The organism is Burkholderia singularis, from assembly GCF_001718875.1.
Classification (GTDB): domain Bacteria; phylum Pseudomonadota; class Gammaproteobacteria; order Burkholderiales; family Burkholderiaceae; genus Burkholderia; species Burkholderia singularis.
The window spans coordinates 3,454,274-3,475,224 of record NZ_CP013448.1; the positions used below are offsets into that span (position 1 = coordinate 3,454,274).

Sequence of the window (20,951 nt, forward strand, 5' to 3'; positions counted from 1 at the left end):
TAGCCTCCTGCTTACTGTAAGGAAAATGTATGGACAGAACCCCTTAGTACTTGGTTCCGATGTGTAAAGCTACCACGCCACCTGACAAATTGTAATATTTGACGGCATCGAGGCCCGCTTGTTCCATCATCGCCTTAAGCGTGTCCTGATCCGGATGCATCCGGATCGATTCGGCAAGATACCGGTAACTGTCGGCATCTTTTGCGATCTTGTCGCCAAGCCACGGTAATACTTTGAAAGAATAGACATCGTAAGCTTTTTTCAGCGGCGCCCAGACTTTCGAGAATTCGAGCACGAATACCCGGCCGCCCGGCTTCGTGACGCGGCGCATCTCGGCCAGCGCCACCTCCTTGTGCGTCATGTTGCGCAGGCCGAACGCAACGGTGACGATGTCGAAATAATTGTCCGGAAACGGCAGCTTTTCCGCATCGCATAGCAGCGACGGCGTGACGACGCCCTTGTCGAGCAACCGGTCCCGGCCGACACGCAGCATCGATTCGTTGATGTCGGTATGCCAAACCTCGCCCGTGGGCCCCGCGGCCTTCGCGAACGCCTTGGTCAGGTCGCCCGTGCCGGCCGCGATGTCGAGCACCTTGAAGCCCGGCCGGACATTCGCCTGCGTGACCGTGAACGCCTTCCACGCACGGTGCAGGCCCGCCGACATCAGGTCGTTCATCACGTCGTAATTGCTCGCGACCGAGTGGAACACCCCCGCGACCTTCTGTGCCTTCTCGTTCTCGTCGACCGTTTCGAAGCCGAAGTGGGTTTTGCTCATCGCGTTGATCCTCTATTCATCGCAAACGGCGCCGTGGCGGCGCCGTCGTCGTTCAATGGCGGTGGCCGTGCGGCACGGTGTCCGCCGGCATCGGCGCGTCGCGCTCGACGCCCGCCGCCTTCAGTTTGTCGAAATATTCGCGCCAGAGCGCGTCTTGCCGGGTCGCCAGCTCGTACAGCCACGCCCATGAATAAATGCCGGTCGAATGGCCGTCGGAGAACGTCGGCTTCAATGCGTAGTTGCCGACCGGCTCGAGCGCCGTGATCGTCACGTCGCGCTTGCCGGTTTGCAGCGTTTCCTGGCCGGGGCCGTGGCCGCGCACCTCGGCGGACGGCGAATAAACGCGCATCAGCTCGAACGGCACGCGGTAGGTATCGCCGCCCGGATATTGAAGCTCGAGCACGCGCGACACCGCATGCACGATGATGCCCGACGGCACGGGCGCCGCCGCGGCCGTATCAGCGCTCATTCGCGCCTCCGTCGGCAAACAGCGCGATCTCTTCCTGCACCGCGCTGTGCAAAAGCGTGGCCTGCGCGGCGCGCAGGCGCAGCATCGCGTCGGACACCGAGCGCTGGCGCGGTGCCCAGATCGGCTGCGGGAAATGCGCATCGTTCGAAAAGCGCGGAATCACGTGCCAGTGCAGATGCGGCACCTGATTGCCGAGACTCGCGAGATTCACCTTGGTCGGCTGCATCACGCGCCGCACCGCGCGCTCGACCGCATAGACGATGCGCATCAAATGCGTGCGCTCGGCATCGGACAAATCGGAAAACTCGGCAACGTGCGCCTGCCAGATCACCCGGCAAAAGCCCGGATAGTCGGTTTCGTTCGTCGCCAGGACGACGCGCACCGCGTCGTCCTTCCAAAGCAGCTCGCCGCCGTCTTCGCGGCAGAATATGCAATCCATCGTCAAATCCTCAACGGGTGGCCCGTCCGTCACCTTACACCAGGACGCGCTCGATCCCGCCGCTGTTCGCACGCGCGACGTAATCGGCCATCCAGTTTTCGCCGAGCATGTGGCGCGCGATCTCGACAACGATGTAATCGGCTTCGATATCCGCGTCCTCGCTGTAGCGCGACAGACCTTGCAGGCACGCCGGGCAGCTCGTCAGAATCTTGACGTCCTGATCGCCCGCCGGCGTCTGGCCGCTCGCACCGCCGCCCGACACCACCGGAATGTTACGCAATTTCGCCACGCCCTTTCGGATCTCCTCTTCCTTGCGGAAGCGCACCTGCGTCGAAACGTCCGGGCGCGTGACCGCGAGCGTGCCCGATTCGCCGCAGCAGCGGTCGTTCTTCGCGATCTTGTAGCCGTCCTTCTCGGCGCCCATCAGGTCGTTGACGAGCTTGACCGGGTCGACCGTCTTGATCGGCGTGTGGCAAGGGTCGTGATACATGTAGCGCGTGCCCTTCACGCCGTCGAGCTTGAGCCCCTTTTCGAGCAGGAACTCGTGGATGTCGATGATCCGGCAGCCGGGGAAGATCTTGTCGAATTCGTAGCCGGCGAGCTGATCGTAGCAGGTGCCGCACGACACCACCACCGTCTTGATGTCGAGGTAGTTCAGCGTGTTCGCGACGCGGTGGAACAGCACGCGGTTATCGGTGACGATCTGCTCGGCGCGGTCGTACTGGCCCGAGCCGCGCTGCGGATAGCCGCAGCACAGGTAGCCGGGCGGCAGCACCGTCTGCACGCCGGCTTCCCACAGCATCGCCTGCGTCGCGAGCCCGACCTGCGAGAACAGCCGCTCGGAGCCGCAGCCGGGGAAGTAGAACACCGCCTCCGAATCGACGGTCGTCGTCTTCGGATTGCGGATGATCGGCACGATCTTGTTGTCCTCGATGTCGAGCAGCGCGCGCGCCGTCTTCTTCGGCAGGTTGCCCGGCATCTTCTTGTTGACGAAGTGAATCACCTGCTCGACCACGGGCGGCTTGCCGGTCGTCGCGGGCGGGTGCGCGGTCTGCTTCTGCACGACTTTCTTCAGCATGTCGTTCGCGAGGCGCTGCGCCTTGTAGCCGACGCCCATCATCACCGCGCGCGCCGCGTTGATCGTCTGCGGATTGGTCGCGTTCAGGAAGAACATCCCGGCCGCGCTGCCCGCGTTGAACTTCTTCTTGCCCATCTTGCGCAACAGGTTGCGCATGTTCATCGTCACGTCGCCGAAATCGATCTTCACCGGGCACGGCGTCGCGCATTTGTGGCAGACGGTGCAGTGATCGGCGACGTCGTTGAACTCGTCCCAGTGCTTGATCGACACGCCGCGGCGTGTCTGTTCCTCGTACAGGAACGCCTCGACGAGCAGCGACGTGGCGAGGATCTTGTTGCGCGGGCTGTACAGCAGGTTCGCGCGCGGCACGTGCGTCGCGCACACCGGCTTGCATTTGCCGCAGCGCAGGCAGTTCTTCACCGAATCGGCGATCGCGCCGATGTCGGACTGCTGCATGATCAGCGATTCGTAGCCCATCAGCCCGAAGCTCGGCGTGTACGCGTTGCGCAGGTCCGCGCCGTCGAGCAGCTTGCCCTTGTTGAAGCGCCCTTGCGGATCGACACGCTGCTTGTACGCACGGAATTCACCGATTTCGGCATCGGTCAGGAACTCGAGCTTCGTGATGCCGATGCCGTGCTCGCCGGAGATCACGCCGTCAAGCGAACGCGCGAGCGCCATGATCCGCGCGACCGCCGCGTGCGCATCCTGCAGCATCTCGTAGTTGTCGGAGTTCACCGGCAGGTTGGTGTGGACGTTGCCGTCGCCCGCGTGCATATGCAGCGCGACGAACACGCGGCCGCGCAGTACCTGCTTGTGGATTGCCTGCGCCTCGTCGAGGATCGGCTTGAACGCGCCGCCGTTGAAGATCTGGCGCAGTTCCGCGCGAATCTCCTGCTTCCACGACACGCGCAACGTGCGGTCCTGCGCGACGTCGAAGACGCGCGCGCCGGCTTGCGCGTCGACGCGATCGGCGAGCTTCTCCGCGAGCGCCGCGTAGCCGAGCGCGACGAGATCGTGCTGTGCATCGGCAAGCGGTTTGTCGAGCGAATCGCGCAGGTACGTCCAGCGCGCACGCACGCGGCCGAGCAGGTCGAGCGCCTGCTGCACGCGATCTTCCAGCAGCTCGGCGCTCGGAATCTCGTTCGCGTCGTCGCTCTTGCCGAGCGGCAGGTTGCCCGCGCTGAAGAATGCCTCGAGCGCATCGACGAGCTGCAGCTTGTTCTTGATCGACAGCTCGATGTTGATCCGCTCGATGCCGTCCGTGTACTCGCCCATCCGGTCGAGCGGGATCACGACGTCCTCGTTGATCTTGAACGCGTTGGTGTGCTTCGCGATCGCGGCGGTGCGGCTGCGGTCGAGCCAGAAACGCTTTCTCGCCTCGGCGCTTACCGCGACGAAGCCCTCGCCGCTCTTGCCGTTGGCCATCCGGATCACGTCGGACGTCGCGATCGCGACCGCATCCGCGTCGTCGCCGACGATGTCGCCGATCAGCACCATCTTCGGGAACGCCTGGCGTTTGCTTTTCGTCGCATAGCCGACCGCGCGCAGATAGCGCTCGTCGAGGTGCTCGAGGCCCGCGAGAATCGCGCCGCCCCGCTTGGACGTCTCGAACAAATAATCTTTGATTTCGACGATGCTCGGAATCGCCTCGCGCGCCTGGCCGAAGAATTCGAGGCACACGGTGCGCGTGTGCGCGGGCATCTTGTGCAGCACCCAGCGCGCGGACGTGATGAGGCCGTCGCAACCTTCTTTCTGCACGCCCGGCAGGCCGGCGAGGAATTTGTCGGTGACGTCCTTGCCGAGCCCGGCCTTGCGAAAACGCCGGCCTTCGATGTCGAGCGTCTCGGTGCGAAGCAGCTTTTCGCCCGGCGCGCGCGCGCCGTCGAACCACTTCAGTTCGAAGCGAGCGATCGCGACGTCGTGAATCTTGCCGAGGTTGTGGTCGATACGCGTGACTTCGAGCCAGTTGCCGTCCGGATCGACCATTCGCCACCACGCGAGATTGTCGAGCGCGGTACCCCACAGCACCGCCTTCTTGCCGCCCGCGTTCATCGCGATGTTGCCGCCGATGCACGACGCATCGAGCGAGGTCGGATCGACCGCGAACACGTAGCCGGCCGCCTCGGCCGCTTCAGTCACGCGGCGTGTGACGACGCCCGCGCCGGAAAAGATCGTCGGCACCTTGTGCGCGACGCCCGGCAGCTCGGTCAGCTCGACGGCGCCCAGTTGCTCGAGCTTCTCGGTGTTGATGACGGCGGAAAACGGCGTGAGCGGCACCGCGCCGCCCGTATAGCCGGTGCCGCCGCCGCGCGGAATCACGGTCAGGCCAAGCTCGAAACATGCCTTCACCAGGCAGGCGATCTCGGCCTCGGTATCGGGCGTCAGGATCACGAACGGGTATTCGACGCGCCAGTCGGTTGCGTCGGTCACGTGCGACACGCGGGCGAGGCCGTCGAAGCGGATGTTGTCCTTTTGCGTGCAGCGGCCGAGCACCTTCGTCGCGCGGCGGCGCAACTCGGCCATCCGGTCGAATTCCTGCGCGAAATCGTCGACCGCGCGATGCGCGGCCGCGGCGAGCATGCCGACGCGCGCGGCGCGCTCGCGGCCCGCCTCGTCGCCGTGTTCGGACAAATCGGCATGGCGGCGCTTCTCGATCTCGGTCAACCGATGGTTCAACGCCTCGATCAACAGCGCGCGGCGTTTCGGGTTGTCGAGCAGGTCGTCCTGCAGATACGGATTGCGGCGCACGACCCAGATGTCGCCCAGCACTTCGTACAGCATCCGCGCCGAACGGCCGGTGCGGCGCTCGGCGCGCAGCTCGTCGAGTGCCGCCCAAGCCTCTTCGCCCAGCAGGCGAATCACGATCTCGCGATCGGAAAACGACGTGTAGTTGTACGGGATTTCGCGCAAGCGCGGAGCGGGGTCGGCGACGACGGCAGCTGCCGCGCCGTGCGGATCGAAAACTTGCGGTGCGTTCATTGTTCGGACGATTCAAAAGCCGCTCACGCGCTTCAATCGAGCGCGAAACCGGCAGGCGCGTGGTGCGCGATTTTGGGGAAATCTTCTATTACCAGGCGCGCGACAGTGTTGCATGAGGCCCGAGTCCGCTGCGCGGCACCGGGTCGGACGCGAAAACGTCATTCCGGGGCAAAGCGCTGCAGCATCCATTCTGGACGACAACCTGACTTGGGACCGGAGTAAGCGCTAGAAGTGCTAGCTCCGGATCGACAGCCTTGCATGGGACCGGAGTAAGCGCTAAAAGCGCTAACTCCGGATCGACACGGCCTGGCGGCGCTCGAAATCAGCGTCACGATCGCGCACGGCGCGCGTGCCGCTCCGCCGCAGGGCAAGCTGCGCGCGGCGATGGCTTCAAAATGGCGATCCGAGGCTGCCTTTGCATCTTCCGATCCTTGATTTAAGTCGGAATTCTAACCCAGGTTAGACCAACGCGTTAATCGTCAAGCGCGCATCGAATGACCGTCCGGACGGTCGACGAACCACGTGGCCAATTGCGCCAATTGCGCCGATTGGCGCTGCCCAGCGCGCGGTCGGCCATGCGGCTGAGATCGAAGCGACGCGAGTTGGCGCTATCATTATTCTTTCATCGCCTTATTACCTCATTGCCTTTTGCGCCGCATCGACGCTTTTTGCCCCTTCTTACATGGCCTCGCACGATTACCTGAAGAAAATCCTGACCGCTCGCGTATACGACGTCGCCCGCGAAACGGAGCTTGAACGCGCGCGCAACCTGTCGGTGCGGCTGGGCAACGACGTGTGGCTCAAGCGCGAGGACAACCAGCCGGTGTTTTCGTTCAAGCTGCGCGGCGCGTACAACAAGATGGCGCATATTGACGCCGAGGCGCTCGCGCGCGGCGTGATCACCGCGTCGGCGGGCAACCACGCGCAAGGCGTCGCGTTCTCGGCCGCGCGGATGAACGTGCGCGCGATCATCGTCGTGCCGGTCACCACGCCGCAGGTGAAGGTCGACGCGGTGCGCGCGCACGGCGGGCCGGGCGTGGAGGTGATCCAGGCGGGCGAGTCGTACAGCGACGCGTATGCGCACGCGCTGCGGCTTCAGGCCGAGCGCGGCCTGACGTTCGTTCATCCGTTCGACGATCCGCACGTGATCGCGGGCCAGGGCACGGTCGCGATGGAGATTCTGCGCCAGCACCAGGGGCCGATCCATGCGATTTTCGTGCCGATCGGCGGCGGCGGGCTGGCGGCGGGCGTTGCCGCCTACGTGAAGGCAGTGCGGCCCGAGATCCGGGTGATCGGCGTGCAAACGGACGATTCGTGCGCGATGGCGCAATCGCTTGCGGCGGGGCGGCGCGTCGAGCTGAGCGAGGTCGGGCTGTTCTCGGACGGCACGGCGGTCAAGCTGGTCGGCGACGAGACGTTCCGCCTGTGCGCGGCGCATCTGGACGGGGTCGTGACGGTCGATACCGACGCGCTGTGCGCGGCGATCAAGGACGTGTTCCAGGACACGCGCAGCGTGCTCGAGCCGGCCGGCTCGCTGGCGGTGGCGGGCGCGAAGGCGTATGCGCAGCGCGAGGGGCTGGCCGGCAAGACGCTGGTGGCGATCACCTCGGGCGCGAACATGAACTTCGACCGGATGCGCTTCGTTGCCGAGCGCGCGGAAGTGGGCGAGGCGCGCGAGGCGGTGTTCGCGGTGACGCTGCCCGAGGAGCGCGGCAGCTTCCGGCGCTTTTGCGCGCTCATCGGCGAGCGCAACGTCACGGAGTTCAACTACCGGATTGCGGATGCGCAGACCGCGCATATTTTCGTCGGCGTGCAGATCCGGCAGCGCGGCGAATCGGACGCGATCGCGGCGAACTTCGCCGCGCACGGCTTTGCCACGGTCGACCTGACGGGCGATGAATTATCCAAGCAGCACGTGCGCTACATGGTCGGCGGGCGCTCGCCGCTCGCGCGCGACGAGCGGCTGTTTCGCTTCGAGTTTCCGGAGCGCCCGGGCGCGCTGATGAAGTTCCTGTCGGCGATGGCGCCGGAGTGGAATATCAGCCTGTTTCATTACCGGAATCAGGGCGCGGATTACAGCTCGATCCTGGTCGGCCTGCAAGTGCCGCCGGCCGACCATGCGGCGTTCGAGCGCTTCCTGGTCGCGCTCGGCTATCCGTTCTGGGAAGAGAGCAGCAATCCGGCGTACCACCTGTTCCTGTCGTAACCTCGATCACACGGACCCATTCATGAATCCCGAACACTCCCCGCTCGGCAAGACGACCGTCTACTCGAACCAGTATGACGCATCGCTGCTGTTCCCGATTCCGCGCGCAGGCTCGCGCGAGCAGATCGGCATAGGCGCGTCGCTGCCGTTCTTCGGCACCGATATTTGGAATGCCTACGAGCTTTCGTGGCTTAATGCGCGCGGCAAGCCGCAAGTCGCGATCGCGACCTTCTACGTGCCCGCCGAATCGCCGAACATCGTCGAATCGAAGTCGTTCAAGCTGTATCTCGGCTCGTTCGCTCAGACGGCGTTTGAATCGATCGAAGCGGTGCGCGACACGATCAAGCGCGACGTATCGGCCGTGTGCGGCGCGAACGTCGGCGTGCAGCTCGCGGCACCCGCCGATTTCCGCAAGCTCAGCCTCGACGAGCTCGACGGGCTGTCGCTCGATCGGCTCGACCTCGAGGCGGACATCTACCATCCCGATGCGTCGCTGCTCGCCGCGTCGCACGACGAAGCGCCCGTCGAGGAAACGCTGGTCTCCGATTTGCTGAAATCGAACTGCCCGGTCACCGGTCAACCCGACTGGGGCAGCGTGCAGATTCGCTACGTCGGCGCGCCGATCGATCATGCGGGGCTGTTGCGCTACATCATCTCGTATCGCGATCACACCGGCTTTCACGAACAATGCGTCGAGCGGATCTTCATCGACATCCTGAACGCGTGCAAGCCGGTCAAGCTCGCGGTCTACGCGCGCTATACGCGGCGCGGCGGGCTCGACATCAATCCGTTCCGCACCAACTACAACCAGCCGATGCCCGACAACGCGCGCACCGCGCGGCAATGACGCACGCGGCAGACCACGCCGGACGCCGCCGGGTGGCGCCGGCGGATGTCCGGCCCGCTCCTGCCCCTGTTTCGTGCCGCGCGGCAGGCGGGAGCGCGGAAGGCGATTCGACGGCGAATCGACAGCGGTTTGACGGCAATTTGACCGCGATTCGAGCCGCCGAAGCCCTTTCGCCGGCAAGCGCGGCGCGCGCTGGGCCTGCGCACATGAAAACGGGGCCGCAGGGGCCCCGTTCGACTATCGCGGCACGCGCCGCGGCGGCAACGATTACTTTGCCGGCGCCTTGTACGCAACGCAATCGACTTCGACCTTGCAGTCGATCACCATGCTCGACTGCACACACGCGCGCGCGGGCGGATGCGCGCCGAAGTACGACACGAACACCTTGTTGAACGACGCGAAGTCCCGCGCGTCGTCGAGCCATACGCCGCAGCGCACGACGTGCTCGAGCCCGTAGCCGGCCTCGTTCAGGATCGCGATCACGTTCTCGATCGCCTGCTTCGATTGCGTGACGATCCCGCCCTCGACGACCTCGCCGTTCACCATCGGCGTCTGTCCGGACACGTACAGCCACCCGTCGTCGGTCTGCACCGCGCGCGCGAACGGCATCACCTGGCCGCCCGTGCCCTTGGCCTCACCCACGCCATATCGCTTCATCGTTTCGCTCCTTTGCTTCGTTTGCTGATTTGCTCGTTTGCCGCATCCACGCCGCCGGCGCGATGCCGGCGGCACCCAATCGTCACTCGCGAAACCGGCGCGCAAACGCCTGCCGCGCCCGCCGGTCCCGCAGCGCGCGTTGCGCGCCTGCTCAGAACGCGTCGGCCGGCGTCGCCGCGTGGCGCTCGCCACGCGCGACGAAGCGCCCCGCGCGCTCGCCCGTGAGCGCGCCGTCGCAATACGACAGCACGCCGTTTACCCATACCGCGTCGATGCCCTGCGCCGGCTGCTGCGGACGCTCGAACGTCGCCGCATCGCGCACCCGCGCCGGATCGAACAGCACGAGATCCGCGTGATAGCCGACGCGCACCTCGCCGCGCCCGTCGAGCCCGAAACGCCGCGCTGACAGCGACGTCATCTTGCGCACCGCCTCCTCGAGCCGCAGCAGCCCCTCGTCGCGCGCATAGTGGCCGAGCACGCGCGCAAACGCGCCCCAAAGCCGCGGATGCGGCAGCGGATCGTTCGGCAGGCCGTCGGAGCCGACCATCGTTGCCGGATGCGACAAGATTCGGCGTACGTCGTCCTCCGCCATGTTGTGATAGACCGCGCCGGCCGGCATCAGGCGGCGCGCCGCATCCTGTTCGGTCACGCCCCAATCGGCGGCGATCGCCTTCAGCAGCTTGCCCGCCATTTCCGGGTGCGGCTCGGACCACGTGACCGTGATGTCGATATCGCCCGTCACCTGCTTGAGCGCGAGCGTCGTCGAGCTGCGGCTGTATGGATAGCAGTCGCAGCCGACGGGTTGCAGCCGCCGCGCGCGCTCGAGCGACGCGAGCACTTCGCCACTGCGTCCCCAGTTCGACGGCCCCGCGCACTTCAGGTGCGAGATCACGACGGGCACGCGCGCGTGGCGGCCGATCCGGTACGCCTCGTCCATCGCATCGAGAATCGCGTCGAACTCGGTGCGCATGTGCGTCGTATAAACCGCGCCGGCCTGCGCGAGCGGCTCGGCGAGCGCCATCACCTCCTCGGTCGGCGCGGCGAACGCGGACCCATACGCGAGCCCCGAACTCAAGCCGAGCGCGCCATGCGCGAGCGCTTCCTCAAGCTGCGCGCGCATCGCGGCGATCTCGGCATCGTTCGCCGCGCGATCGAGCCGGTCCATCTGGTTGTTGCGCAGCGCGGTATGGCCGACCAGCGCCGCGACGTTGACGGCCGGCCGCGCGGCATTCACCGCGTCGACATACGCGGCGAACGTCGGATAGCGAAACGCCGCGCGCGCGCCGAGCAGGTTCATCGGATCGGGCGGCTCGCCTTTGAGCGCCACCGGCGACGCACTGATCCCGCAGTTGCCGACGATCACCGTCGTCACGCCCTGCGAGATCTTCGGCAGCATCTGCGGCGCGTCGATCACGTTCGTATCGTCGTGCGTGTGCACGTCGATGAAGCCGGGCGCGAGCGCGCGGCCGCCGGCTTCGATCACGTCTTGCGCGAGCCAGTTCGTCAGATTGCCGATCGCGACGATCTTGGCATCGCGGATCGCGACGTCGCGCGCCACCGGCGGCGCGCCGCTGCCGTCGTAGAGCATCGCGCCGACGATCAGCGTGTCGGCGGCTTCGGGGTGCGAGTGCATGTCGCTGTCTCCTTCACGTCAAGTCCTTCAATCTCCGAGCGGCTGGCGCTCGCCGCCGCCGCGATGCACGTCGAGCGCATGCTTGACCCGCCGCAGCATCTCGCGGCTGCCGTCGCCGAGCTGGAGCGCGACCTCGGTGACGAGCACGTCGAGCGCCATCATCATCGCGTAGCGCGAAGCCGACGGTTTGAAAATGAAATCGGTTTCGAATGCAACGACCGGAATCAGATGATCGGCAAGCTGCGCGAGCGGCGACGCGGGCGCGGTGAGCGCGACGAGCACGGCGCCGTATTGCTTGGCAAGCGCGCAGCTGTCGTTGAGCTCGGGCACGCGCCCGGTGACCGACAGCGCGACGACGACGCAATCGGGCGCGACGGTGCTCGCGACCATGCGTTGCAGCAGCGCATCCTGATAGCTGGCAACCGGCAAGCCGAAGCGCACGAGCCGAAAGCGCAGTTCGTCGGCGAGCGCGGTCGAGCCGCCGCCCTGCCCGTACACGTAGATCATCCGCGCGCCGGCGAGTGCGGCGGCCGGGGCGTCGAACGGCGTCTGCGACAGCAGCCGGTGATTCTGCTCGAGCGCGGCCTGCACGTCGTCGAACACGCGTTCGGCAGGCGTCGGGTGGTACCCGTCGGCACCCGCGGACGGCGTCAGAAAGCGCTGGCCGACGGCCGCGGCCTGCGCGAGCCGCAGCTTCAGTTCGCGCACGTCGCGGCAGCCCACCGCCTTCGCAAAACGCGTGACGGTCGCAACGCTCACCCCCGCCTGCGCGGCAAGCGCACCGATGCTCGCGTGCGCGGCGCGGGCCAGATCGTCGAGTATCCACGCGGCGACCTTGCGCTCGGCGTCACGCAGCTCAGGCGCGCGCTCGGCGATCCTGGCGACGACATCGAAAGCGGACGGTTCGGGGGACGAATGCATGGGGCGCGCTCGACCGGCGTCGGCCGGCTGATCGGATGGCTAGCGGATGATCCAGGGTGGGCCAGCCCAGGTTAATAAATAACATTTTCGAACGGATGCTACTTTCTGTACTATCGTCAAGTCAACTTTACGCCGATATATAAGCATGATGGAGCGAGATAAAATGAAAGTTACAAACTATCAACAAGCGGCAATCGAGCCGACCGGCAAGGGTCTGGGCAACGTGCCCGGCACGAGCGTGCCGCTTGCCGATGCCGGCCGCCTCGAATGGAATCTGCTCGACGAGGATGTCAGTTTGCCCGCCGCGGTGCTGTACGCGCAGCGCATCGAGCACAACCTGAAGTGGATGCAGGCGTTCGTCGCCGAATATGGCGTGAAGCTCGCGCCGCACGGCAAGACAACGATGGCACCGCAGCTATTTCGCCGCCAGCTCGAAACGGGCGCGTGGGGCATCACGCTCGCGACCGCGCATCAAGTGCGCGCGGCGTACCGCGGCGGCGTGCGGCGCGTGCTGCTCGCCAACCAGCTGGTCGGCAAACGCAACATGGCGATGATCGCCGAGTTGTTGAGCGATCCCGATTTCGAATTCTTCTGTCTCGTCGATTCGGCCGATGGCGCGGAACAGCTCGGCCGCTTCTTCGACGCCGCGAATAAGCCGCTCAACGTACTGCTCGAATTGGGCGTGCCGGGCGGGCGTACCGGCGTGCGCGACGATGCGCAGCGCGACGCGGTGCTCGCGGCGCTCGAACGCTATCCGCGGGTGCTGAAGCTCGCCGGAATCGAGTTATACGAAGGCGTGCTGAAGCAGGAGAGCGACGTGCGCGCGTTCCTCCAGCGCGCACTCGCGCTCACCCGCGAACTGGCGGCGGCCGGCCGTATCCGGCGCACGCCGGCGATTCTGTCCGGCGCGGGCTCCGCGTGGTACGACGTCGTGGCCGATGAGTTCGCGCGCGCGCGCGAGGACATCGACATCGTGTTGCGCCCCGGCTGTTATCTGACGCACGACGTCGGCATCTACAAGAAAGCGCAAGCGGACATTTTCGCGCGCAACCCGATCGCACAGAAAATGGGCGCGGGATTGCTGCCCGCGCTGCATGTGTGGGCATACGTGCAATCGATTCCGGAGCCCGAATGCGCGATCGTCGCACTCGGCAAGCGCGACGCCGCGTTCGACGCCGGGCTGCCCGAGCCCGCGCGCCATTTCCGGCCGGGCTCGGTGGCAGGCTCGCAGGCCGGCGCGATGCCGCGCGAGATTGCCGCCAGCGAAGGCTGGGCGGTCACGGCGATGATGGATCAGCATGCGTACCTGAAAATCCCCGCGGGCGCAGACCTGAAGGTCGGCGACATGATCGCGTTCGACATCTCGCATCCATGTCTCACGTTCGACAAATGGCGGCAGTTGCTCGTGGTCGATGAAAAGTATCGGGTGGCCGAAGTGATCGAGACGTATTTCTGAGCGGGCGCCAATGGCGGACGGCGGGCGAAACGGCGCACGCCGCCTCTGCGGGCGAGGTACGGGCGACGGCCTGTCACGGTTGCTTCGCGCACGCGTCATTCGCGCGTCGAAGCGGCGGAGTAAACTGCTTTTTGCCCCGCATCCGCACGTGCCGGCTGGGCGGGCGCCCATGTTCGACGGCGGTTTCGGCCTGCGTGCTTTGCATGCGACGGAAAACCCGCGCCAACGCCCACGGCAGACAATCACGTCATGCCCCCGGGAGTAAGCGAGAAAGCGCTCGCTCCCATCGACACTGGAGATCATCATGGCAGCCAAGAAAATTCTGTTCCTGACGGGCGATTTCGCCGAAGACTACGAAACGATGGTGCCGTTCCAGGCGCTTCTGGCAATCGGCCATCAGGTCGACGCCGTATGCCCCGGCAAACGGGCAGGCGACAAAGTGAAAACGGCGATCCACGATTTCGAGGGCGACCAGACCTACACCGAAAAGCCCGGCCACCAGTTCACGCTGAACGCGGCGTTCGACGAAGTCGACCCGGCACGATACGACGCGCTCGCGATCGCGGGCGGGCGCGCCCCCGAATATCTGCGCCTCGATCCGAAAGTGATCGCGCTCGTGCGCGCATTCGCCGACGAGCACAAACCGATCGCCGCCATCTGCCATGCCGCGCAATTGCTGGCGGCAGCCGACGTGATCCGCGGCAAGCGGATCGCCGCATATCCGGCATGCGCGCCCGAAGTGCGTCTCGCGGGAGGCGAGTATGCGGACATTCCCGTCGACGCCGCCGTCACCGACGCACCGTTCGTCACCGCGCCCGCGTGGCCCGCGCACCCGGCATGGCTCGCGCAGTTCCTCGCGCTGCTTGGCACGCGGATCGAACTTTGACGAAACCGCGCGGGCGCAGGCACGACCGCGCGTCGCGCCGCCGAGCCCATGGGCGGTCGGGCAAAGCCGACGCGGCAGCCATCGGGCCGAATCGGCCGTCTCGGCCGTCTTGGCCGACCAGCCCCCCCCCCCCCCCGCCTGCCCGATCTGCTCCGCCCCCGGCCATGCAACCCGCTCCGCCGGCGTGCCCGCTCAGCCCTGGCCGGCGGCTCCGTCAGCCTTCGCCGGCGCAACCCGCGCGACCTCGGCAACGCGCGCCTCGAGCAGCGCGAGTGCGCTGGACAGCGCGCCCAGCACGTCGTCCGGCAGCGCGGCCATCGTGTCATGCAGAAACGCATTGCGGCGCGGCAGGCATGCTTCGAAGGCCTGCCGCCCGGCCGCCGTCAGCTTCACGTTCGTCACGCGGTTGTCGCGCGGATCGGCGTCACGCTCGATCCAGCCCAGCGTCTCGAGTGTCTTCAATTGCCGCGTGAGTGCGCCCGGATCGACGCGCAGCAATTCGACGAGCCGCTTCTGCGACGACACGCCGTCGTTCCCGTTCAACGCGACCATGATGCGCCAACGCGGCAGCGGCTGCCCCACATGGGTCTCGAATGCAGCCATGAACGTCCGATAAGTCCGTCCGAATTGCTGCAAAATCGCGATGCGGTCCTGTTCTTCCATGCGCTAACTTCAACTCCGGCGGCAAACAACAAAAAGATCAAACGATCGACCCGGCGCGCGCCTACTCGGCGGCAACCGCGGGCTCGAGCGTGCGGCGCAGCTCCAGAGGCGGAACGCGGCGGCTTTGCCAAACCCCGAACAGCGCAACGGCCGCGCCCACGCCGATGCCCAGATGAATCGCGCCGACGAGCGCGTCGCGTGCCGCGTCGATCATGAATGCACCATGATGCCCGGCGCGCGCCAACTCGTCCACGACTCGCGCCTGCGCCGCGCGATCGATCAGCACATGCGGATCGGCGAGCCGGGCCTGCCATGGCAGCGCGCCGTCGGCGGCGAGCGCAACGCGCACGCCGCGCCCGTAAAACGCGTTGACGAGCGTGCCCGTCAATGCGGCGCCGCCCATACCGCCCACCATCCGCAGCGACTGGAGCAGCGCCGTCGCGATGCCGACGTGCGAGCGTCCCGCCGCCTGCTGCGCGAACACGGTCAGGTTGGGCAGCACGAAGCCCAGCCCCACGCCGCCTACCACCATCCATGCCATCAGCATCCACGCAGGGGTACGGTGCGTCGACGCGACGATGCCCACGCACGCGAGCGCGAACAGCAGAAAACCGGCATGCAACATCGCGTTCGGATGGCGCATCCGCGTGATGACCCGGCCGTTCATGATGCTGCCGATCGTGATGAACACGACAAGCGGCGTGATCACGACGCCCGCCTGCTGCGGCGACATCCCGAAGCCGCCCTGGAACAGCAGCGGCGCGTAGAAGACCAGCGAGAACATCGCGAAGCCGCCGAGCAGCGACAGAATAAAGAGCGTCGACAGCGCGCGGTTCGTGAACATTTCGAGCGGCAGGATCGGCTGCGCGGCGCGCTTTTCCCAGCGCCAGAGCGCCACGCCACCTGCGAGCGCGACCGCGACAAGAAGCAGCGGCCAGCCGCCGGCCCCGTATTTCGGCAGCCATTCGACGAATAGCTGCACCGCGCCGAGCGTCACGGCAATCAGCAGCGCGCCGGGCCAATCGAGCCGTATCTTGCCATGCTCGGCGTGCCGCAGATGCGGCAGATATCGCCAAACGAAAAAAAGCGACAACAGGCCGACGGGCAAATTCACGTAGAACACTGAGCGCCAGCCGTAATGCTGGGTCAGCACGCCGCCCAGCGACGGGCCGACCGCGTTCGCGATACCGAACGCCGTGCTCATCATCACCTGCCAGCGCAGCCGCACGACCGAATCGGGAAAAAGATCGGGAATGCACGCGAACACCGTGCCGACCAGCATCCCGCCACCGATGCCTTGCAGCGCGCGTGCGAGCACGAGCGCGATCATCGTCTGCGCGGTCCCGCATAGCGCCGACGCGCCGCTAAACACCACGATCGACGCGATCACGAACGGTTTGCGCCCGAAATAATCGCCGAGCCGCCCGAAGATCGGCACGGTGATCACCGAGGCGAGCAGATACGACGTCGCGACCCACGCGTACAGATCGAAGCCGTGCAGTTCCCCGACGATCGTCGGCAGCGCGGTGCCGACCACGGTTTGGTCGAGCGCGACAAGCATCGTGACGAACGAAATGCCGAGCATCGCGAGCAGCGATTCGCGAAACGGCAGAACTTGCCCGCTCGAATGGCGGGCTGCGATATCGACGGCCATTTTTTGATCACGCAATATTTGATACATCAATCAATTGAACAGTCTATCACGCATCGAGTAATCTAGCCGGCACGCTCCCAGGCTGCGCGCATCGCAAAGGACTTAGATGGAACCGCTCACCCCCGTTGCCGGGCCGACGTTGTCGGCCGAAGATCTCGATACGCTGCGGCGCGCGAAGATCGCGCTCGAAAGCCCGCCGCTGACGGTCAAGTTGACGAGCATCGTCGGCGCGCCGATCGAGAAGATGATCGCGAAGCTGCCCGGTTTCGCGTCCGACAAAATCAACGACGCCACCCAGCTCGCACTGCGCAAGTGTCTGCACATCGCGCTGCGCACGCTGGGCAAATCGGGCGGGGTTGCCGGCGCGCACGAGATGCCGAACAAGCCCAGCAACCTGCTGCACAAGCTCGCCGTCGCGACCACGGGCGCGGCGGGCGGTGCGTTCGGCCTGTTCGCGCTGCCCGTCGAGCTGCCGGTCACGACGACACTGATGTTCCGCTCGATCTGCGACATCGCGCGCAGCGAGGGCGAGGATCTGTCGAACGCCGAAGCGCAACTGCAGTGTCTCGCCGTGCTCGGGATGGGCGGCGGTTTCGGCCGTGCGCGCGGCGGCGCGGACGGCAGCGTGCCGCCCCAGCCGGGCGGCGCTGCCGACGAGGATGCCGATATCGGCTATTTCATGCTGCGCGGCGCGCTCGCGCAGGCGGTGTCGAAAGCGTCGTCGGAGATCGCGTCGAAGGGCTTCACGATACATGGCTCGACGGCGCTCTTCCGGCTGCTGCAAACGATCGCCTCCCGTTTTTCGGTGCAGGTGACCGAGCAGATCGCGGCGAAATCGATCCCGGCGATCGGCGCGGTGCTCGGCGCCACCGTCAACACGCTATTCATCGACCACTTCCAGCAGGCCGCGCACGGCCACTTCGCGGTGCGCCGGCTCGAACGCAAGTACGGGCAAGCGGCCGTCAAGGCCGCTTATCAGGCCATCGATATGTCGGCCGCGCGCTGAGCCGCCGGGCGCTCGAGCGCGACGCGCCGCACGAACACGGCCGCGCGCTTGAGCGCGCGCGCCGCCTCGGGCACGAACGGCACGTAGATCTGCCAGACGTGCGGCATCTGCGGCCATATTTCGAATTCGACCGGCACGCCCGCCGCGCGCGCGCGCTCGGCCACGCGACGCGCATCGTCGAGCAGCACCTCGGTGCTGCCCACCTGGATGAAAAGCGGCGGCAGCCCGCTCAGATCCGCATATACCGGCGACGCGTATGGATGATCGCCGGGCGTGCTGCCGAGATAAAGGCGCGCCGCGCGGCCGAGCGCAATGCCGGCGAACACCGGATCGATGCCGTCGTGCGTGCGCAGCGTATCGCCCGTTGCGGCGAGATCCGTCCACGGCGAGAACAGCACCGCGCCCGCCGGCAAAGGCTCGCCGGCGTCGCGCAGCGCCACGAGCGTGGCAAGTGCGAGCCCGCCGCCCGCCGAATCACCGCCGAATACGATCGACTCGGGCGGCGTGCCCGTCGCGACGAGATGCCGATAGGCCGCGAGCGCGTCGTCGAGCGCGGCCGGAAACGGATGTTCGGGCGCGAGCCGGTAATCGAGTGAGAACGAACGCACGTCCGCGTATTTGGTCAACGCGAAGACAAGCGGGCGGTGCGTTTGCGGCGAGCAGAAATAATAGCCGCCACCGTGGAAATACAGCAGCATCCGGCTCTGCGGCGCACGGCCGGCGGGCGAATCGGCACGCTCGAGCCATTCGCCGCGCAACGGCATGTCGGCCGGCCCGTAGCGCTCGCGCAGCCGCCAACCGGCGGGCAAGCGGTGCGGCACGCGCGTGCGCAGCCCCGACAAACGCCGTGCACGCGCGGGATCGATCACCGGACGCAGCGTCTCGGGACGGAAATGCCGGCGCAGCAGCCAGCACGCCACCATGTTTTGCCAACTCATCGGACGCACTCCGAACCGGAAAAGTACGACGATACTACGTATGACTCGGCGCGCGATCACCGCCCGCCGATGCCACTCTTCGCTCCGATCGTCGCCGTGCGGCAGGCCGGCGCGGGCTCCCCGCACCCGCCGCCGGGCTCAGTTCACCGGCCGGACCTGGCCGCGAATCTCTCCGGCCGGATGGGCCTGCGTATGAAGGTTGAAGTACCACTTGCCCGCCATCAGATCACCCACCTGCGCATCGGTCAGCGCCTTTTCACCGCTGATGGGGCTCGCGAGCGCGTCCTTCGGAATCGGCACCTGAATGGCCGCGTTCTGTCCCACGGGCGCGGGGCCGTGGAAATGCGCGGCGGTAGCGGGGCCGGTCAGATTACGGTACTCGACCGTCCAACGCAGCGTATGCGTGGCCGTGTCGTAGGCCGCGTTCAGCCGGCCGGAACCCTTGCTCGTGGTCGGCGGCACTTCGCTCGACGGCTGTAGATCCGCGACGAGCGTCACCGTTTCGGCGCGCGCGACGCCGGCCGCGAGCGCACATGCGAGCACGCCGATCCCAATCCTGCGCGATATCAGCATGAAACCTCCTGGCGGTTGTCGGCCGCGCCGTGGCGTCACGCCCGGCGCGGATTCGAACCCCGATCATAGTCGATCCCGCGCGCGGCCACGCCGCCGCGCTGTTGCGCAAGTGGCGACAAGAAGCGAAAGATGGAAAGACAGTTGCACGGAGCCGGCTGAATACGCAGCAGCGCTTTCGCTACACTGCGTACTTGCAGAAACAAGTTGCTTGCTAGTTTGCTTCCTTCCGTCCGGCTAGCATCTTCTGCTCTTGATCGGCGCGACCCGTGACCCTCGGGCCGCGCTTTTTTTTACCAGCTAATTGGCCGCTTGGCGCGGGGTTACGGCGCGTCACGTCACGGCCGTGCCTGGCACGACGCGCTTGTCGCGCTCGTCGCGACCGATTCCGGGATCGACAACGTCCGACACAGCACTGCTTGCCGGCCCAATAATCGTATCGCGCCGCCCGGCCTGCTCCGCGTCGGCCGCCGCCTCGCGGCGTTCGCGTTCAGCGCACCGGCGCCGCATACCGGCCGGCTCGTCGTTATCGTCCGAATTGGCGCAGCACGTTGACCAACTGCGTCGCCGCAATGTCCCAGCGGAATTGGGCCGAGTGCCGCCGCCCCTTTTCGCGCAACTCGCTGCGCAGCGCTGCGTCCCCCATCAACTGCGCGATCTTCGCGGCAATGTCGGCCGCATCGTGCGCGTCGCAATAAAGCGCCGCATCGCCGCACGCTTCGGGCAGCGACGCCTCGCGCGACGAAATCACCGGACATCCGCAGTGCATCGCCTCGACAGGCGGCAGCCCCCACCCTTCGTACAGCGAAGGAAACACGAAACAGCCGGCATGCTCGTAAAGCGCCTTCAGTTCGCCGTCGCTCACGTAGCCTGCCCAAATGACATTGCGGGCGTTCTGTCCGCCGCCCAGTGCCGATGCACCGAAAATCTTGACGTTCGAGCCGCCCGCAATCACGAATTTCAGTTCGGGATGAGTGCGTTCGAGCAGCGAAATCGCCTCGAGCGTGCGCGCGAGATTCTTGCCCGGCGCCAGCGAGCCGACGATCAGCACGTAGCCGTCGTAAGCAAGCCCCAGCCGCTCGAGCACCGATGCATCGCTCGCGATCCGGTCGAAGTGATCGATGCCGGATACGACCGTCGATACCTTATACGGAGAAACGCCGAGACGGGCCACGATGCGCTCTTTCGAGAAATGCGACACCGTCACGATATGCCGGACGTTGTGCTTGAGCACCCAGAACGCAAAGCGATACCAAAGCTGGAACGCGCGCGAATAGCCCTGTGGAAAATCAAACACCGCGACGTCGTGAATCATCAGCACCTGGTTGCGCTTGAACAGCGGGCCGATGTTGCAGAGGCTCAACAGCGTCTGCCCGCGCGTCGCGAACGGCAGCGCGAGCTGCTCCCAGAGCACGCCACGCAGACGTGGCACGACGCGGCGCGCGATGGCGGGCGGCAGTGCATCGCTCGCATGATCACGCGGCACGACGAGCGTCGGATTGCGCTCGCCGCGAAACAGGCGGGCGATCGCCGACGTGTACTCATGCGCGACGCGCTGCACGCCGGTCAGCCGCTGCGACGTGAACTTGCCGTTGATCGCCACGGGCGACGGCAGCACGAGTCCGGCCTCGCGCTCGCCGGCGGCCGCCACGCGGCGGGCGGCGTCGGGCACCGCCCGCGCGGCAAACGACACGCCTGGCGCGGTTAGATTGGATTCCTTATCGTTGCGCGGCGTGCGCAGCGACGGCTTGTATGTGGGAGACGGATTCATGGC

Annotated in this window: 17 protein-coding genes; 5 read left to right on the plus strand and 12 right to left on the minus strand. The window is 66.3% G+C overall.

The features are described from left to right. Positions 1-43: 43 nt before the first annotated feature. Genes ubiE through AQ611_RS15275 form a run of 4 tightly spaced genes read right to left on the minus strand, consistent with a single transcriptional unit; the run spans position 44 to position 5,740 of the window. Complete coding sequence (ubiE, locus tag AQ611_RS15260; RefSeq protein WP_059519548.1) at positions 44-775, minus strand: bifunctional demethylmenaquinone methyltransferase/2-methoxy-6-polyprenyl-1,4-benzoquinol methylase UbiE; 732 nt, start codon at positions 773-775, stop codon at positions 44-46. Between the two features lie 52 nt (positions 776-827). Beyond that, positions 828-1,244 carry a gamma-butyrobetaine hydroxylase family protein gene (locus AQ611_RS15265; RefSeq protein ID WP_059519546.1) on the minus strand — a complete coding sequence of 139 codons (417 nt, stop codon included), beginning with the start codon at positions 1,242-1,244 and terminating at the stop codon, positions 828-830. Beyond that, entirely contained in the window at positions 1,234-1,683 is a 450-nt protein-coding gene (locus AQ611_RS15270; RefSeq protein WP_059519544.1) for an HIT family protein, read from the minus strand. Before AQ611_RS15270 ends, AQ611_RS15265 begins: the two co-directional genes overlap by 11 nt. Positions 1,684-1,717: 34 nt before the next feature. Beyond that, complete coding sequence (locus AQ611_RS15275; RefSeq protein WP_069234980.1) at positions 1,718-5,740, minus strand: DUF3683 domain-containing protein; 4,023 nt, start codon at positions 5,738-5,740, stop codon at positions 1,718-1,720. Positions 5,741-6,422: 682 nt separating this feature from the next. Here AQ611_RS15275 and ilvA point away from each other — a divergent pair. Together ilvA and queF are read left to right on the plus strand one after the other, a co-directional pair. Continuing rightward, positions 6,423-7,946: a threonine ammonia-lyase, biosynthetic gene (gene ilvA, locus AQ611_RS15280; RefSeq protein ID WP_069234981.1), complete on the plus strand. Its 1,524-nt coding sequence runs from the start codon at positions 6,423-6,425 to the stop codon at positions 7,944-7,946. A gap of 22 nt (positions 7,947-7,968) precedes the next feature. Continuing rightward, a complete protein-coding gene (gene queF, locus AQ611_RS15285; protein WP_069234982.1) occupies positions 7,969-8,793 on the plus strand; it encodes an NADPH-dependent 7-cyano-7-deazaguanine reductase QueF in 825 nt (274 codons plus the stop codon). A 267-nt stretch (positions 8,794-9,060) separates the two neighbouring features. Here the strand turns inward: queF and AQ611_RS15290 are convergent, their stop codons facing one another. From AQ611_RS15290 to AQ611_RS15300, 3 genes are all read right to left on the minus strand, one after another. Next, on the minus strand, positions 9,061-9,450 hold the full coding sequence (locus tag AQ611_RS15290) for a RidA family protein (RefSeq protein ID WP_059518049.1): 390 nt from the start codon (positions 9,448-9,450) through the stop codon (positions 9,061-9,063). 151 nt (positions 9,451-9,601) lie between these two features. Next, a complete protein-coding gene (locus tag AQ611_RS15295) occupies positions 9,602-11,083 on the minus strand; it encodes an N-acyl-D-amino-acid deacylase family protein (RefSeq protein WP_069234983.1) in 1,482 nt (493 codons plus the stop codon). Positions 11,084-11,110: 27 nt separating this feature from the next. Continuing rightward, entirely contained in the window at positions 11,111-12,004 is an 894-nt protein-coding gene (locus AQ611_RS15300) for a MurR/RpiR family transcriptional regulator (protein WP_059517876.1), read from the minus strand. Positions 12,005-12,167: 163 nt separating this feature from the next. Between AQ611_RS15300 and AQ611_RS15305 the strand changes: the two genes are divergently transcribed. Continuing rightward, the gene (locus tag AQ611_RS15305) at positions 12,168-13,460 is read left to right on the plus strand and encodes an amino acid deaminase (RefSeq protein WP_059517874.1); all 1,293 of its coding nucleotides are present in this window, start codon (positions 12,168-12,170) and stop codon (positions 13,458-13,460) included. A gap of 304 nt (positions 13,461-13,764) precedes the next feature. Next, complete coding sequence (locus AQ611_RS15310) at positions 13,765-14,346, plus strand: DJ-1/PfpI family protein (protein ID WP_069234984.1); 582 nt, start codon at positions 13,765-13,767, stop codon at positions 14,344-14,346. Positions 14,347-14,538: 192 nt separating this feature from the next. Here AQ611_RS15310 and AQ611_RS15315 read toward each other — a convergent pair whose 3' ends face one another. Further along, positions 14,539-15,009, minus strand: coding sequence for a MarR family winged helix-turn-helix transcriptional regulator (locus AQ611_RS15315; RefSeq protein ID WP_069234985.1), 471 nt, complete (start codon positions 15,007-15,009; stop codon positions 14,539-14,541). 61 nt (positions 15,010-15,070) lie between these two features. Next, entirely contained in the window at positions 15,071-16,663 is a 1,593-nt protein-coding gene (locus tag AQ611_RS15320; protein WP_069235342.1) for an MFS transporter, read from the minus strand. A 106-nt stretch (positions 16,664-16,769) separates the two neighbouring features. Between AQ611_RS15320 and AQ611_RS15325 the strand changes: the two genes are divergently transcribed. Beyond that, positions 16,770-17,669 carry an EcsC family protein gene (locus tag AQ611_RS15325; protein WP_069234986.1) on the plus strand — a complete coding sequence of 300 codons (900 nt, stop codon included), beginning with the start codon at positions 16,770-16,772 and terminating at the stop codon, positions 17,667-17,669. Here the strand turns inward: AQ611_RS15325 and AQ611_RS15330 are convergent. The 3 genes from AQ611_RS15330 to AQ611_RS15340 all read right to left on the minus strand — a co-directional run bounded on the left by AQ611_RS15330 (position 17,639) and on the right by AQ611_RS15340 (position 20,948). Then, the gene (locus tag AQ611_RS15330; RefSeq protein ID WP_069234987.1) at positions 17,639-18,607 is read right to left on the minus strand and encodes an alpha/beta hydrolase; all 969 of its coding nucleotides are present in this window, start codon (positions 18,605-18,607) and stop codon (positions 17,639-17,641) included. The two genes, AQ611_RS15325 and AQ611_RS15330, sit on opposite strands and share 31 nt — an antisense overlap. A gap of 138 nt (positions 18,608-18,745) precedes the next feature. Beyond that, entirely contained in the window at positions 18,746-19,180 is a 435-nt protein-coding gene (locus AQ611_RS15335) for a CHRD domain-containing protein (RefSeq protein ID WP_069234988.1), read from the minus strand. 523 nt (positions 19,181-19,703) lie between these two features. Continuing rightward, positions 19,704-20,948, minus strand: coding sequence for a glycosyltransferase family 4 protein (locus AQ611_RS15340; RefSeq protein ID WP_069234989.1), 1,245 nt, complete (start codon positions 20,946-20,948; stop codon positions 19,704-19,706). Positions 20,949-20,951: the final 3 nt, after the last annotated feature.

Bases quoted from the DNA above. Each gene is read 5' to 3' on its own strand.
- queF (WP_069234982.1), top strand. From the start codon at position 7,969: ATGAATCCCGAACACTCCCCGCTCGGCAAGACGACCGTCTACTCGAAC.
- AQ611_RS15335 (WP_069234988.1), bottom strand. From the start codon at position 19,180: ATGCTGATATCGCGCAGGATTGGGATCGGCGTGCTCGCATGTGCGCTC.
- AQ611_RS15325 (WP_069234986.1), top strand. From the start codon at position 16,770: ATGGAACCGCTCACCCCCGTTGCCGGGCCGACGTTGTCGGCCGAAGAT.
- AQ611_RS15310 (WP_069234984.1), top strand. From the start codon at position 13,765: ATGGCAGCCAAGAAAATTCTGTTCCTGACGGGCGATTTCGCCGAAGAC.
- AQ611_RS15300 (WP_059517876.1), bottom strand. From the start codon at position 12,004: ATGCATTCGTCCCCCGAACCGTCCGCTTTCGATGTCGTCGCCAGGATC.
- AQ611_RS15270 (WP_059519544.1), bottom strand. From the start codon at position 1,683: ATGGATTGCATATTCTGCCGCGAAGACGGCGGCGAGCTGCTTTGGAAG.
- AQ611_RS15275 (WP_069234980.1), bottom strand. From the start codon at position 5,740: ATGAACGCACCGCAAGTTTTCGATCCGCACGGCGCGGCAGCTGCCGTC.
- AQ611_RS15320 (WP_069235342.1), bottom strand. From the start codon at position 16,663: ATGGCCGTCGATATCGCAGCCCGCCATTCGAGCGGGCAAGTTCTGCCG.
- ilvA (WP_069234981.1), top strand. From the start codon at position 6,423: ATGGCCTCGCACGATTACCTGAAGAAAATCCTGACCGCTCGCGTATAC.
- AQ611_RS15330 (WP_069234987.1), bottom strand. From the start codon at position 18,607: ATGAGTTGGCAAAACATGGTGGCGTGCTGGCTGCTGCGCCGGCATTTC.
- AQ611_RS15290 (WP_059518049.1), bottom strand. From the start codon at position 9,450: ATGAAGCGATATGGCGTGGGTGAGGCCAAGGGCACGGGCGGCCAGGTG.
- ubiE (WP_059519548.1), bottom strand. From the start codon at position 775: ATGAGCAAAACCCACTTCGGCTTCGAAACGGTCGACGAGAACGAGAAG.
- AQ611_RS15295 (WP_069234983.1), bottom strand. From the start codon at position 11,083: ATGCACTCGCACCCCGAAGCCGCCGACACGCTGATCGTCGGCGCGATG.
- AQ611_RS15265 (WP_059519546.1), bottom strand. From the start codon at position 1,244: ATGAGCGCTGATACGGCCGCGGCGGCGCCCGTGCCGTCGGGCATCATC.
- AQ611_RS15315 (WP_069234985.1), bottom strand. From the start codon at position 15,009: ATGGAAGAACAGGACCGCATCGCGATTTTGCAGCAATTCGGACGGACT.
- AQ611_RS15340 (WP_069234989.1), bottom strand. From the start codon at position 20,948: ATGAATCCGTCTCCCACATACAAGCCGTCGCTGCGCACGCCGCGCAAC.
- AQ611_RS15305 (WP_059517874.1), top strand. From the start codon at position 12,168: ATGAAAGTTACAAACTATCAACAAGCGGCAATCGAGCCGACCGGCAAG.